The sequence below is a fragment of the Fusobacterium sp. genome (assembly GCF_032477075.1).
Classification (GTDB): Bacteria; Fusobacteriota; Fusobacteriia; order Fusobacteriales; family Fusobacteriaceae; genus Fusobacterium_A.
Map to the genome: position 1 here is coordinate 12,798 of NZ_JAWDXO010000019.1, position 13,676 is coordinate 26,473.

At 28.6% G+C, this 13,676-nt stretch carries 11 protein-coding genes; 5 read left to right on the forward strand and 6 right to left on the reverse strand.

The genetic code is table 11. The features are described 5' to 3' along the window. The first annotated feature begins 101 nt into the window (after positions 1–101). The 4 genes from E6771_RS09105 (at position 102) to E6771_RS09120 (ending at position 4,941) form a co-directional block, all read left to right on the forward strand. Positions 102–1,265 carry a homoserine dehydrogenase gene (locus E6771_RS09105; RefSeq protein WP_316090983.1) on the forward strand — a complete coding sequence of 388 codons (1,164 nt, stop codon included), beginning with the start codon at positions 102–104 and terminating at the stop codon, positions 1,263–1,265. 18 nt (positions 1,266–1,283) lie between these two features. Then, on the forward strand, positions 1,284–2,606 hold the full coding sequence (locus E6771_RS09110) for an aspartate kinase (protein ID WP_316090984.1): 1,323 nt from the start codon (positions 1,284–1,286) through the stop codon (positions 2,604–2,606). A 12-nt stretch (positions 2,607–2,618) separates the two neighbouring features. Beyond that, positions 2,619–3,644, forward strand: coding sequence for an aspartate-semialdehyde dehydrogenase (locus E6771_RS09115; protein WP_316090985.1), 1,026 nt, complete (start codon positions 2,619–2,621; stop codon positions 3,642–3,644). A gap of 214 nt (positions 3,645–3,858) precedes the next feature. Then, entirely contained in the window at positions 3,859–4,941 is a 1,083-nt protein-coding gene (locus E6771_RS09120) for a GDSL-type esterase/lipase family protein (RefSeq protein ID WP_316090987.1), read from the forward strand. 204 nt (positions 4,942–5,145) lie between these two features. On the opposite strand, the gene E6771_RS09125 is transcribed toward E6771_RS09120, so the two are convergent. From E6771_RS09125 to E6771_RS09135, 3 genes are read right to left on the reverse strand one after another with little or no spacing between them, the layout of a single operon-like run. After that, positions 5,146–8,199 carry an efflux RND transporter permease subunit gene (locus E6771_RS09125; protein WP_316090988.1) on the reverse strand — a complete coding sequence of 1,018 codons (3,054 nt, stop codon included), beginning with the start codon at positions 8,197–8,199 and terminating at the stop codon, positions 5,146–5,148. Positions 8,200–8,211: 12 nt separating this feature from the next. Next, positions 8,212–9,312, reverse strand: a complete 1,101-nt coding sequence (locus E6771_RS09130) for an efflux RND transporter periplasmic adaptor subunit (RefSeq protein WP_316090989.1) — start codon at positions 9,310–9,312, stop codon at positions 8,212–8,214. Next, the gene (locus E6771_RS09135; protein WP_316090990.1) at positions 9,302–10,720 is read right to left on the reverse strand and encodes a TolC family protein; all 1,419 of its coding nucleotides are present in this window, start codon (positions 10,718–10,720) and stop codon (positions 9,302–9,304) included. The genes E6771_RS09130 and E6771_RS09135 overlap by 11 nt, the downstream gene beginning before the upstream one ends. Before the next feature lie 229 nt (positions 10,721–10,949). Here E6771_RS09135 and E6771_RS09140 point away from each other — a divergent pair, with 229 nt between their 5' ends. Continuing rightward, the gene (locus E6771_RS09140; protein WP_316090991.1) at positions 10,950–11,498 is read left to right on the forward strand and encodes a CD3072 family TudS-related putative desulfidase; all 549 of its coding nucleotides are present in this window, start codon (positions 10,950–10,952) and stop codon (positions 11,496–11,498) included. Between the two features lie 245 nt (positions 11,499–11,743). On the opposite strand, the gene E6771_RS09145 is transcribed toward E6771_RS09140, so the two are convergent. From E6771_RS09145 to E6771_RS09155, 3 genes are all read right to left on the reverse strand, one after another. Further along, positions 11,744–12,496, reverse strand: a complete 753-nt coding sequence (locus E6771_RS09145) for a toxin-antitoxin system YwqK family antitoxin (RefSeq protein WP_316090992.1) — start codon at positions 12,494–12,496, stop codon at positions 11,744–11,746. Between the two features lie 57 nt (positions 12,497–12,553). Then, positions 12,554–12,775 (reverse strand): hypothetical protein, encoded by a 222-nt coding sequence (locus E6771_RS09150; protein ID WP_316090993.1) that lies wholly within the window; start codon positions 12,773–12,775, stop codon positions 12,554–12,556. A gap of 89 nt (positions 12,776–12,864) precedes the next feature. Then, a complete protein-coding gene (locus E6771_RS09155; RefSeq protein WP_316090994.1) occupies positions 12,865–13,395 on the reverse strand; it encodes a GNAT family N-acetyltransferase in 531 nt (176 codons plus the stop codon). Positions 13,396–13,676 lie beyond the last annotated feature (281 nt).

Consider the following 13,676-nt stretch of genomic DNA (forward strand, 5'->3'; position numbering starts at 1 on the left):
AATTGTTATTGCATTTACCTACTTGCTATGATATAATGTTTTTCAAATAAATACAAGTGTTTTTCTTATAAAAACAAAAAATAATTTGAAAGGGGTAAAATATGAAAATAGGATTATTAGGTTTTGGAACAGTAGGAAGTGGAGTATATGAGATACTAAAGAGCAGTTCAACCAATAATATAGAAGTGAAAAAAATTCTTGTAAAAGATGAAAAAGATAAAGTTATGGATATAATAACTACAGACGCAGAAGAAATATTAAATGATAAAGATATTGACTTAGTAGTGGAAGTAATGGGAGGAATTCATCCTGCATATGAGTATATAATAAAATCCTTAAAAAATAAAAAAAATGTAGTAACTGCAAATAAAGCAGTAGTAGCTGCATATTTAAAGGAGTTTACCAAAATGGCTTATGAGAATGGTGTATCATTTGAATATGAAGCAAGTGTCTGTGGTGGAATTCCATGGATAAAGTCTTTAGAAAAAGCAAAAAGAATAGATGAGATAAGCGAAGTGTATGGGATATTTAATGGAACAAGTAATTTTATATTGGATAATATGACTAAAAAAGGTTATGAATTTCAGGAAATATTAAAAAAGGCACAGGAAAAAGGATATGCAGAGAGTGACCCATCAGCTGATATAGATGGAATAGATATAATGAGAAAGCTGTTGATAACTTCAAGTTTGGCTTTTGAATGTGAAATACCAGAAAAAGAAATAGATGTTTTTGGAATAAGAAATATACAAAAAGAAGATATAGAATATTTTAATAATATTCGTTATACAGTAAAACTTATTGCAAAAGGAAAAAAAGCAGAAAATAACTATTGTGCTGCAGTAGAACCAGTACTTTTTAAAAATGACAGAATAGAAGCAGCAGTACCCCAAAATTTTAATATAGGAACTATTTCTGGAAAAACTATAGGAGAATTAAAATTTTATGGACAGGGAGCAGGTAAACTGCCAACTGGAAATGCAATAGTACAGGATATAATTGATATTATGGAAGCTAAAGGAAATTTAATTGAAAGAAAATTTGAGAAAAGTTTAATAAAAGACAGTTCTCTAATAAGTGGGAAATACTATGTAAGAATTAATGATGAACAATTTATAAAAGATAATTCTGATATTATTGAAAAAAAATTAGAATATTCAGGAAATATTATTTATATAACTAAAGAGATAGACTGCAGTGCTATGAAAAAAGCAGCAGAAAAATATCTGGAAAAAGAAATATTTTATGCTAGATTTGAGAACTAGAAATTAAAGGAGACTAAAATGATAAAAGTAGCAAAATTTGGAGGATCATCACTAGCTGATGCAGAACAGTTTAAAAAAGTAAAAAATATAATAGAAAATGATGAAAACAGAAGGATTGTAGTAGTGTCAGCTGCTGGAAAAAGATTTAAAGAAGATAATAAAATAACTGATTTATTATATCTTTGTTATGCTCATATAAAGTATTCTGTTTCATATGAAAGTATGTTTTCTATAATAGAAAACAGATATTTAGAAATAAGAGATGAATTAGGATTGAAATGTAATCTTGAGAGTGAATTCAGAATAATAAAAAGCAGAATGAAAAAAGGAATGAACAGAGATTATTTGGTGAGCAGAGGAGAATATCTTGCTGGAATGTTAATGGCAGAATATTTAGGATACGATTTTATAGATGCTGAAAATGTAATATTTTTTGATTATAATGGAAAAGTAGATACTGAAAAAACAAGAGAAGCAATGGAAAAAGCAGTAGAAAGAAGTCCTAAGGGAGTTATTCCGGGATTTTATGGTACATTACCAAATGGAGAAATAAAACTTTTTTCCAGAGGAGGTTCAGATATAACAGGAGCTATAGTTTCAGATTGTATAAAAGCTGCTATTTATGAGAACTGGACTGATGTGTCTGGAATACTAATGGCAGACCCAAATGTAGTTAAAGATCCTAAGAGAATAGAAATAATAACATATAGTGAATTGAGAGAGCTTTCATATATGGGAGCTAATGTGCTTCATACTGATGCAGTAGCACCAGTAAAAAAAGCTAATATTCCTATCAATATCAAAAATACAAATGCTCCAGAAAACCCTGGAACTATAATCGTTGATGAGAATAATGAGCTGTTGAAAAATACCAAAAATTATTTTATAACTGGAATAGCAGGAAAAAAAGATTTTTCTGTTATATCAATATATAAAGATCATATGTCAGGAGAAGTAGGAGCTATAAGAAAAGCTTTAGAGATATTTGAAAAGTATAAAGTAAGTATAGAACATATTCCTACTGGGATAGATACATTTTCTATAGTGGCAGCCACTGAGAATATAAAAAAATATCTTTATGAAATAGTGGCAGATCTCAAAAGGGAATGTGAACCTTCTGAAGTAAAAGTGATAGATAATATAAGTCTTATAGCTACTGTAGGAAGAAATATGGCTGACAGACCTGGAATGTCTGGAAAACTTTTTGCTGCTATAGGGAACAGCGGAGTAAATATCAGAATGATATCTCAAGGGTCAGATGAGATAAATATTATAGTTGGAGTTGAAAATGAAGATTTTGAAAAAGCAATAAATGTTATATATAATAATTTTGTTATTTAAGGAGATATAAAAATGAAAAAATATAATATAGGAATACTAGGAGCTACAGGAGCAGTAGGTAAAGAAATGATGAAAGTATTAGAAGAAAGAAATTTTCCAGTAGAAAATATAAGACTTTTTGCCAGCAGCAGAAGTGCTGGGAAAAAAGTATTTTTTAAAGGAAAAGAGTATGAAATAGAAGAGGCTAAAAAAGGAATTTATGAAGGAATAGACATATTATTAGGAGCAGTGGAAAATGAACAGGCTAAGGAATTTATTCCATCTGCAATAGAAAATGGTGTAGTAGTGATAGACAACAGTAGCGCTTATAGAATGGTAGATGATGTACCTCTTATAGTTCCAGAAGTAAATTCAGAAGCTGTAGAAGCCCATAAGGGACTTATTGCAAATCCAAATTGTGCAACTATAATAGGACTGGTAGCAGTAAATGAACTTAATAAATATTCTGAAATAGAAAGAATGATAGTATCTACTTATCAAGCTGTATCAGGTGCTGGAAGTGGTGGAATAACTGAATTGAATGCAGAAATAAAAGCTATAGCAGAAGGAAAGGATTTTACTATGGAAACATTTCCTTATCAGATAGCTTATAACTTAATACCACAGATAGGAGGCTTTGATGAAAAAGGGTACAGTTCAGAAGAAATGAAATTTCAGAATGAAGGAAGAAAAATATTAAATAATCCCAAGTTAAAAGTTAACTGTACATGTATTAGGGTTCCAGTGTATAGAAGTCATTCTGAATCTATAACTATTGAATTTAAAGATAAAATAGATGCAGAAAAAGCAAGAGAAATATTAAGCAAAGCAGATGGGGTAAAATTAGTAGATGATCCTCAAAATAAAAAATATCCTATGCCTTTAGATACAAGTGATCAAGATCTGGTATATGTTGGAAGAATAAGAGAAGATATAAGTAATGATGAAGGAAAAGGATTAACTCTTTGGTGCTGTGGAGATCAGGTACGTAAAGGAGCAGCAACTAATGCTGTTCAAATTGCAGAACTGCTTATAAAAAAAAGAAATGATATAAAATAAAATTAGAATATCTGTATAGCTGTTATGAAAAAGCAGAATGCAGATATTCTAATTTTATTTTTATCAATATATAAAAGTCCGATAATTGAATAAATAAAAAATAAATTAATAATAAAAAACTAACATTTTCTTTCTTTAATTTCAAGAAGATTTTATTGTTTTTATAATTTATCTATAATATAATTTAATTGTTAGATAAGGAGGCTGAATAAAAATGGCATTAGAAAAAATAGTTATGCTTGGTGACAGTATTATAGATTGGAATTACAGCAGTAAATATATAAATTATGGGCATGCAGGATTTAAAACAAGAGATATATTATGGCTTCTAGAGGAAAAACTTGAAATAAAAGGAGATATTGGAATACTTTTAGTGGGAGTAAATGATATTTTATGTGGTTTTCAAGAAGAATATACATTAGATTATTATAATAAAACTGTAGAAATACTTAGGCAAAGATTTAAAAAACTTATATTATTAAGTATGCTTCCAAGTGATACTTCAAGAATAAATGCAAAATCTAAAATGTTAAATAGCAAATTAAAAAATTTATACAATGAAGATTTCTTTGATATTTATAACCTGTTTTTAGATGCTCGTGAATTGCTGGCAGATAAATATACTGTAGATGGAATTCATTTAAATAATTATGGATATGACATTTTTAATAAAGCTTTAACTGAAATTGTAGAAAAAGTAAAATATGAAGAAATAGGATATCCAGACAGAGAAACTGCTGAAAGAGAATTAGAAGAAGCAGGAGAACTTAATCCAGGACAGTGGATAAGCCATTCTAAATATACAGCTCTTGCCTGTAAAAAAATTGCAGAATATTGCCCTCATATGAACAGTGAAAAAGCCTATATAATTGGATTACTTCATGATATAGGAAGAAGAGTTGGAATAGTGCAGGAAAGACATATGCTGGAAGGATATAAATATTGTATGTCTAAGGGATGGAAAGAAGTTGCTCAGATATGTATAACACATTCTTTTATGTTGAAAGATATAACTACATCTATTGGAAAATGGGATATAACCAAAGAAGATTATGAATTTATGAAAAATTTTATAACTGAAGCTGTCTATGATGATTATGATAAATTAGTTCAAATGTGTGACAACCTAGCTCTTCCAAATAGTTTTTGCTTTCTTGAAAAAAGGTTTGTAGATGTAGCAATGAGGTATGGAGTAAATGAGTATACTACTAAAAGATGGGGAGCTATCTATGATATCAAAAAATATTTTGAAGAAATAGCTGGTAAATCTATAGAGGAAATACTGAAAATTTTATAAAATCTAGAAATTTATTATAGATTTTTAATGATTAATAAAAAATTATCTGTAAAAATAGAGTGAAATTTATTGAATAAAATTTTGAAATATATATTTCATTTTTAGTTACAATAATATTATAGTCATCTCTTTTATGGATAATAAATAGTAGAAATAGAAAAAGATCAAGGAAAAGAAATCCTCTTTTCCTCTGATCTTTTCATTTTATTGTTTCTTTTCAATTTTATATAACAAAGAATATAAAAGTGGAACAACAAACAGTGTCAACATAGTTGAAGCTGTAAGTCCAAAAACTATTGTTATAGCCATATCTCCATATAATGGATCAAATACAAGAGGCAGCATTCCAAAAATTGTTGTAACTGATGCCATAGAAACTGGTCTTATTCTGCTGACTGCTGAATCTATAACGGCAGTATAGGGGTCTTTTTTATCCACATTTATCTCATATTTTATTTCGTCTATAAGAACAATAGAATTTTTTATCATCATACCGCTGAGGCTTATAGCACCTATTATAGACATGAATCCAAAAGACCTTCCTGTGAGAAATAATCCAGGTGCTATTCCTATAAATGAAAGAGGAAGTATAGCAAAAATTATAAATGGATCTTTCAGAGTTGCAAATAGAAGTACACATATTGAAAACATAATAGTTCCCTGTAATGGAAGACTAGAGAATACAGCAGCCACATTTTTATTCTGCTCATAATATTCTCCGCCCCATTCAATTTTGTAATTTTCTGGAAGAGATAATTTATTTACTTCTTTTTCAACTGCCTTTCTAATACTTTCAGCAGTGACACCTCCCGAAATATCACATTGAACTTTTATAGCTCTTACTCTATTTCTTCTCCAGATTTCAGGGTCTTCCCATTTTAAACTTTCTTTTTCAATAATTCTATTTAAAGGAAGACTTTTTATTCCTAATCCCCATACTGGTGTCTGACCAATATTATTAATTTCAAGCTGTTGTCCGCCAGATTTTTCTCTTAGAACTATTGGCATTATTTCAGTTCCCTCTTTATATTTTCCAAGAGTCATCCCTTCTGTTGCTCTATTTAATGAATTGGCAACATCTAATGGAGAAATCAGATTTTTTCTTTCAATATTTTGAGATAATACAGGAGACCATGTCAAAACTTTATTTTTCCAATCTGTCTGTATATTTTCTGCATTTGGTACAGTTCTCATAATATTCATAACTTCTTTAGACAACTCTCTCAGTATATATGGATCAGGACCAAGTATTCTCACTTCTACAGGATATTTAGTAGGAATACCATTTACATATTTTCTTACCTCTATTTTAGTATCAGGAATATTTTCTTTAACAAATTTTTTTATATTTTCTCCAATTCTATTTACACTCTCTAATTTATTTACTGAAATAATAAGCTGAGAAAAACTGCTGTTTTGTAACTCTGGAATAGTTGCAACATAGTATCTAGAAGGAGAAGATCCAACTGCTGCTGTTACATTTATTATATCTTTATCTTTAAGCAATTCTTTTTCTACTATTTGACTCACTTTATCTGTTTTATCAAGTGAAGTTCCTTCAGGAAGCCATAAATTTACAACAAATCCTTTTTTATCAGAATCAGGGAAAAAGGTAATAGGCAGTCTTGTAAAAAGCAGCATAGAAAATAAAAATGCTCCAATTACTATTCCCAGAGAAAGAAATTTATGTGCTAAAACTTTTTCTAAAAATTTGTGGCATAAATCATAAAATTTTTCTTTTCTCCCATTTTTATCTTTTTCTTTATCTATTTTTAAAAAGCTATCACAGAACACAGGTATTTGAGTTAAGGATAATATCCAGCTTAAACCTAAAGAAACAGCCATTATCCAGAAAAGAGTGGAAATATATTCTCCAGCATCAGTTGGCATTAAATACATAGGAAGAAATGCTATTACAGCAATGGTAGTTGCCCCAAGGAGAGGAACAGCAGTTTTTTTAGCTGGTTTAGTTAATGCTTCATACCGATTTTCACCTTTTTCCAGACTGGTAAGTGTACCATCAACTACAACTATAGCATTATCAACAAGCATTCCCATAGCAATTATAAATGAACCAAGAGAAACTCTCTGCATATCCATTTTAACAGCAAGCATATATATCAACGTTCCTAATATAGAAAGAATAAGTCCACTTCCTATTATGAGTCCGCTTCTTATACCCATTGTAAATAAAAGAACTCCAACCACAACTACTACTGAGGCAACAAGATTATTAACGAATTGACCGATAGCATTAGTAACAAGATCTGGCTGGTAATACACTTTCTCAATTTCTATTCCTAGAGGAAGATTTTTCTTTATTTCATCAAGCTTTTTATCAATAGCTTTACCTGTATTTATAACATTTGTTCCCACCTCTGGTGAGAGCATAAGCCCCATAGCTTCTTTCATATTATATCTCATTTTACTTTTTACAGGAGTTGAAAAAGATTTTTTTACAACTGCAATATCTTTCAGGAAAACAGTTTCTTCTCCGCCTCTCAAATTATCTTTAGAAAAAATCACCAGATTTTCTATATCTTCCAAACTGTTAAAAGCTTCATTGATATCTACTCTTATTTTCATATCTCCATGTTCTATAGAATTACTGTAGGCAGGAAGATTTTGAGAAATAAAAGAAGTAAGTATAAGTTTTTCATTTATTCCAAGAGCATCTATCTTTTCTCTGTCAATGACTACTTCTACAGCAGAATCAACTTTTCCATAGACAGAAGTTTTGGATACCCCAGGAATAGAATGGAGCTCTCTTTTTATATAATTTACATACCGATTTAATTCTTCCTTAGAATATCCTTCACTTGTCACAGCAAAAAACATTCCATATACATCCCCATAGTCATCTAAAACTACTGAAGAAATAGCTCCTGTAGGGAGATTTTTTTGAACATCATTTATTTTTTTTCTTACATTATCCCAATACTGATCTATTACTTCTGCTTTTAACGATTCATTTAATTTTATTTTAACTTCTGAATAACCAGCTTTAGAAACACTTTCAATATATTCAACATTTGCAATTTGTTGAAGGGCACCTTCTATTTCATCAGTTACCTGTAGCTCAACTTGATGAGGATCAGCTCCAGGGTACAAGGTCACAACAATAGCCTCTTTTACTCTAAATTCAGGATCCTCTAATTTTCCAAGTTTAACATAAGAAAAAATTCCTCCTGCTATAATGACAAATGTCAAAAAAAGTGTAACTGTTCTATTTTTTATCGAGTAATCGATTATATTCATATGCTCCACCTCTTATAAGACATTTCCCACATTAGTATCACTTTCTTCTGGAATAAGTTTTACCTTTTCTCCATCAATGATAGTATCAACACCAGCAGTGATAACTTTGTCATTTTTATTTAACCCTTCTAGAATTATTATATTTCCATCAGGATAGAGATTGCCTATTTTAACTTTCCTTGCTTTTGCTACACCATTATCATAAATATATACTTTACTTCCATTATCTTCAAAAAGAGCAGATGCAGGAATAATAATTGGTGATGACTCATCTCTTTTAATAGAAGCTAAAACTTTTCCACTCATTCCCATTCTGATATCTTTTCCATCTAATAATTCAAAAGTAGCAGGATAAGTCAATTTTGAAAATTCAGGGTTTTTTCCAATTTCTTTAAGTTTTAATTCATATTTTTTTTCGCTGTCATTTGGAACAAAAATAAATGATACAGCATTTTTTAAAATATCAGTATCTTTAATAGCAACACTGATTGTTACTTCTGGATTTTCATCAGCTGAAAGAGAAACTACAGGTGTTCCAGCATTTACAACACTTCCTGCATCAGCAAATTTTTTAGAAATATATCCTGAAAATGGAGCTCTAAGCTCAGTATCCTTTAATTTATTTTGAGCATTTTCTACTCCCTGCTGTGCTTCTTTTAAAAGAGAAACAGCTGCTTTTTTCTGAGCAGTTACTGTATCAAAATTCTTTTTTGTCATAGCATCTGCTTTATAAAGTTTTTCAGCTCTGTCATATTGAAGAATTGCATTATCAGCTGAAGCTTTTGCAGCTTCATATTTTTTCTTGTATACTTCCAGATTTATTTTATAATCTCTGCTGTCCATTTTAGCCAGTATCTCATCTTTTTTTATTATTTGCCCCTGAGTGAGATTCATACTTTCCAATGGCCCTGCAATTTTAAAAGATAGAATTGTTTCTTTGCTTGGAGCAGTTATTCCAGAAAAAGAAAAATATTCAATACTATCAGAATTTTTTATTTCCATGACTTTTACAGGACGAATTATTATTTCTTCTTCTTGCTGTTTTCCACATGAAGAAATTAACAAGATAGAAGCAGCAATCAAAATCATTGATTTTATTCTTCTATTTTTCATATATCTTTTCTCCTTTTGTAAATATAGATTTTCCCATAAGCATATTAAGAGAAGAAAGAGAAATTTGATACTTATATTCAGTTTTTTCTTTTATACTTAAAGCTTGTTCGTAATCAGCTAAAGCTTTTATGTATTCCCAGTTATCAATAGCTCCTACTTCTTTTTCAGTTTTTTTCTGTTCAAATCTTCCTTTATTTACAATATAATTTTTTGAAGCTATATCTCTTTCTTCTTTAGAACTTTCCAACATATTATATGCATTGACAGTTTCAAAAATAACTTTCATTATCTCCTGTTCTTTTCTAATAAAAGCAATTTCCTGATTTTTTCTGGCTTTTTTATATTCATTTACATTTTGAAAACCATTAAATATAGAAAAAAATCCTCCAAGAGTACCCATAAAAAAATCAGGATCAGCTAGAGCTTCATTACTTGTATTTATATATCCTCCAGTTAAAATTATTTTTGGAAGAAAATTTGTAACTGCTATTTTTACAGCATCCTCATTCATATCCACAGCAGTATCTCTTATTTTTATAAAATCGCTGTTTTTTAAAGATTCATAAACAGCTTCTTCCATAGAAATATTATTTTCTGTGAAAGGAGATGGCTTTTGCAGGTGGATATCTAAAAATGGATAAAGATTAAGGTTATTCATCAAAGAAATTTTTGCACTTTGAAGATCACGTTCATTTTGTCTTAAGGCATGTTCCTTCATTTTGACCATTTGCTCTGTTCCCTCATACTCCCATTTTAGAATACTTTCAGTTTCCAGTGCAACTTTGGCATTTTTATTTAACTCCTGAGCAGAAGCCAGTTCTTTGGATAAATATTCTCTTTCAGATTCTAAAGCAAGAATATAGTAATATTCACCAATAGTTTGAAGTTTAATCATTTTTTCTGTAAGTTCTCTGGTAAGAACAGAGATATTTTCTCCCTTTTGTCTGGCACTATATAAAAACCATGTAGATGGAACAAAAATAGGTATTTGTGCATTGATATTGAAAAAGGAAAAACTTTTATCAAGCAATCTCCCTTCTAATGCAGCAGGAAATCCAGATATAGCAGATATCCCTGTATCTAAAGCCTCACCCATGACTTTGTTGTTTAACATAGTATAACTGTATCCTAATGATATTTTTGGAAGAAAATTGCCAAAAGCTATTCTTTTGTCAAGTTTTGCTATTTCTTCTTCAATAATTTTTACTTTTAAATCAAGGTTTCTATCTACACTTATTTTTAAAGCTGTTTCTAAAGTAAGAATATTATTATATTGCTTTATATATTCCTTGCTTTCCTTTTCTTTTAATGATAGATTATCAAGTAATTCATTATTTTTATCAGAGGTATTAAGAGCAGAGCAACCTGCTATTAAAATAGAGTAAAATATTAAGATTAAATTTTTCAATTTTACCTCCTTTGTTCTATTTAAGTGTTTTTTATATTTTATTACAACAATAGATTTTTTACTACTATTATTTTTATTAAAATATATTACTTTAGTGATTCTTTTAGTATTTTCTCTTTTCTATATTTGAGCTATTATCATATAGACATATTATAAAATAATGTGATATAATTCTTTGATACTATGATATATAAGTTCAAAAAATTAAAATCTTTAAGGGAGAATCTTCATGTTTAATGATGGAAGAAGTAAACGTGTTGTTTTCATTGCTCATTGTTTGTTAAACCAAAATTCAATTTCTGATGGAACAGCAGTTTATCCTGCAGCTTTTAGAAGTATTATTGATTTTTTTCTGAATGCTGATATTGAAATTGTTCAAATGCCCTGTCCAGAGTTTTGTTGTTTAGGACTTGATAGAGGAAATATTAATGGAGCATATAGTCCTATAACTTTAGAAAATACACGTATTAGAAGAGAAATGAAAAAGTGTAATGCTGATAAAATTTTATCACTATTAGTTGATCATGTAATGCAGCAGATTTTTGAATATCATGAATATGGATTTGAAATTGCTGCTATTATAGGTGTTAATCGTTCTCCAAGTTGTGGAATAGAAACAACATCAGATTATGATATGGAAATAGATGGAATGGGGTTATTTATGGAAAAGATTTTTGAACGACTTTCACTAAAAAAAATCTCAATTCCTATGATAGGGGTTAAATCAATAGATGATATAGATAAAAAGTTTGATTTTATTAAGAGTGTAGTAAGATAAAAATTATTTTACAGATATTTACTGGTTTATATTTTAATATACTATTATAATATACCTATGCAAAAACCAATTAATAATAACATATTTTTTATTATTTAAAAAGAAAAAGGCTGTGCAATTAGTAAAATAATTTACTAACTTGCAACAGCCCCCATATAAAAATTTATTTAATAATACTATTTGATAAAGAAATAAAATTTTAAATCAACTTGAAAAATAATTGATTTGTTTTAGCTTTATTAATTTTATTTTTCATCATCATCTTTTGTTATTTCTCCTTCTTTAAAAGAAGCAGTACCTAAAAGTTTTCCATTTTCATAAAACATACTCCAGTCACCATTCAGCTGACCTTCTTTAAAATTTCCTACAGCATTAATGATTCCATTTTCATAATATCTTACATATTTACCATTTTTTACATGAAGTTTATACTCTTCTTTTATTTTTACTTCTCCATTTTCATAATAGTAGACAGCTTCTCCATCAAGAAGTCCATTAGAAAAATTTTCACTTAGTTCTATCTCTCCATTTTCAAAATATGTTTCATATCTTCCATGAAGCAGATTATCTTTAAATGAAGCCAATTCTTTTATTCCACCATTAGGATAATAAGTGATTTTATTTCCACTAAGTTTCCCATTTTTAAAGAACCCTCTTGCTTTAACAGAGCCATCTTCATAATATTTTACCCATTCTCCATCCATTCTATCATTTTGAAATCTCATATATTCTTTCATTTGACCATTTTCATAATATAGAATAGAATCACCAGAAATATGACCAGCTTCAAAATCTATAGACTCTTTTATCTGACCATTTTCATAAAATTTTATTTCAGTTCCTTCTTTAAGACCACTTACATAAGGTTCAATTGTTTTAATTTCACCATCACGATATCTGTATATAAAATTTCCAGAGAAAGGATCATTTTCGCCTATGACATAAGCTAGTCCATCTATTAATTGTTTCTGGTAAAATTCCACTTCCCTAGTTTTCATTTGAATCCTCCTGCCCAAAACTATATTTCATCAATTTTTTATTTTTCAATTATTTCTTTATTCTTTATTATCCTGTTCATCTAATTTTTTTAAAAACCATTTTTTTGCTTTAATTATTACAACTAATAAAATGAAATAGTGAATATATTTTAGCTCCTCAAAGGTTTTTCCTAATACTTTGTCACATATAAATATTAAAAGTATCCACAATGCAAGAACAACTAAAAGCAACCCAACAAATTTTCCCCAGATTTTCCAAAAGTTTTTTCTTTCTTCCATAAATATAATGCTCCTCAAAATATTCAATTTATATTTCATTATAGCATAAAAATGCTTTTAACACTACATTGTGGCAATAAAAAACTTATTTACAAAAGAAGTTCATATAATTTAAACCATTTCAGCCAAGGTATATTGAGATCTAAATCTATTGTATCAATGTACTCATATCCTAATTTTTCATATAAAGATATGGCAGGTGTATTTTGAATGGCAACATCTAAACGGATAGACTTCATCTCATTTTCTTTTCCGAATTTTTCTGCAAACTTCATAAGAGAAAATCCAGCATTATTTTTCATAAACTTTGGATGGACAGCAAAAGTCCGTATAACTATGATATTTTCATAATTATTTTCAGTTTTCCAGAGAGCTTTATCATAAGCTTTTTCAGGTTCATGGCTCAATATAACAGTTCCTGCAATCTGTTCATTTATTTCTATTACATATAAATTTTCATTTTTTATTCCATCAATAGCATTTTCTCTGACTGGATACAATCCTTTTCTCCATCCAGGATAATTAACATTTTGTTCCAGATAGTCATTCAGAGAATCATATAATTTTTCTAATTCCTCTAAATCATCTGCTGTTCCTTTTCTAATAACATATTTATCCATCTTTTCCCCCTAAATATATATTTAATGATAATTTTACAGGAAAATGTATTTATCTGCAACTAAAAAGAAATTTCGGTAAAAAATGTACATCTAAAAAAATTAAAAATTATACTATTAGAACTTGATATAATTTATTATGTACTTATATTATTATATTAAATTTATAAAAACTTTGAGTATTTGACATGTTTAATTAAAATAATCTGAGCTAATAAATCTAATTTTTAAAAAATTATAGTTCTTTTTATAATTTATTTTAGAGTAAGCATATTTTACTATTA

Excerpts from the sequence above, each read along its gene's own strand:
- E6771_RS09105 (WP_316090983.1), top strand. The coding sequence starts at position 102 with ATGAAAATAGGATTATTAGGTTTTGGAACAGTAGGAAGTGGAGTATAT.
- E6771_RS09110 (WP_316090984.1), top strand. The coding sequence starts at position 1,284 with ATGATAAAAGTAGCAAAATTTGGAGGATCATCACTAGCTGATGCAGAA.
- E6771_RS09115 (WP_316090985.1), top strand. The coding sequence starts at position 2,619 with ATGAAAAAATATAATATAGGAATACTAGGAGCTACAGGAGCAGTAGGT.
- E6771_RS09120 (WP_316090987.1), top strand. The coding sequence starts at position 3,859 with ATGGCATTAGAAAAAATAGTTATGCTTGGTGACAGTATTATAGATTGG.
- E6771_RS09125 (WP_316090988.1), bottom strand. The coding sequence starts at position 8,199 with ATGAATATAATCGATTACTCGATAAAAAATAGAACAGTTACACTTTTT.
- E6771_RS09130 (WP_316090989.1), bottom strand. The coding sequence starts at position 9,312 with ATGAAAAATAGAAGAATAAAATCAATGATTTTGATTGCTGCTTCTATC.
- E6771_RS09140 (WP_316090991.1), top strand. The coding sequence starts at position 10,950 with ATGTTTAATGATGGAAGAAGTAAACGTGTTGTTTTCATTGCTCATTGT.
- E6771_RS09145 (WP_316090992.1), bottom strand. The coding sequence starts at position 12,496 with ATGAAAACTAGGGAAGTGGAATTTTACCAGAAACAATTAATAGATGGA.
- E6771_RS09150 (WP_316090993.1), bottom strand. The coding sequence starts at position 12,775 with ATGGAAGAAAGAAAAAACTTTTGGAAAATCTGGGGAAAATTTGTTGGG.
- E6771_RS09155 (WP_316090994.1), bottom strand. The coding sequence starts at position 13,395 with ATGGATAAATATGTTATTAGAAAAGGAACAGCAGATGATTTAGAGGAA.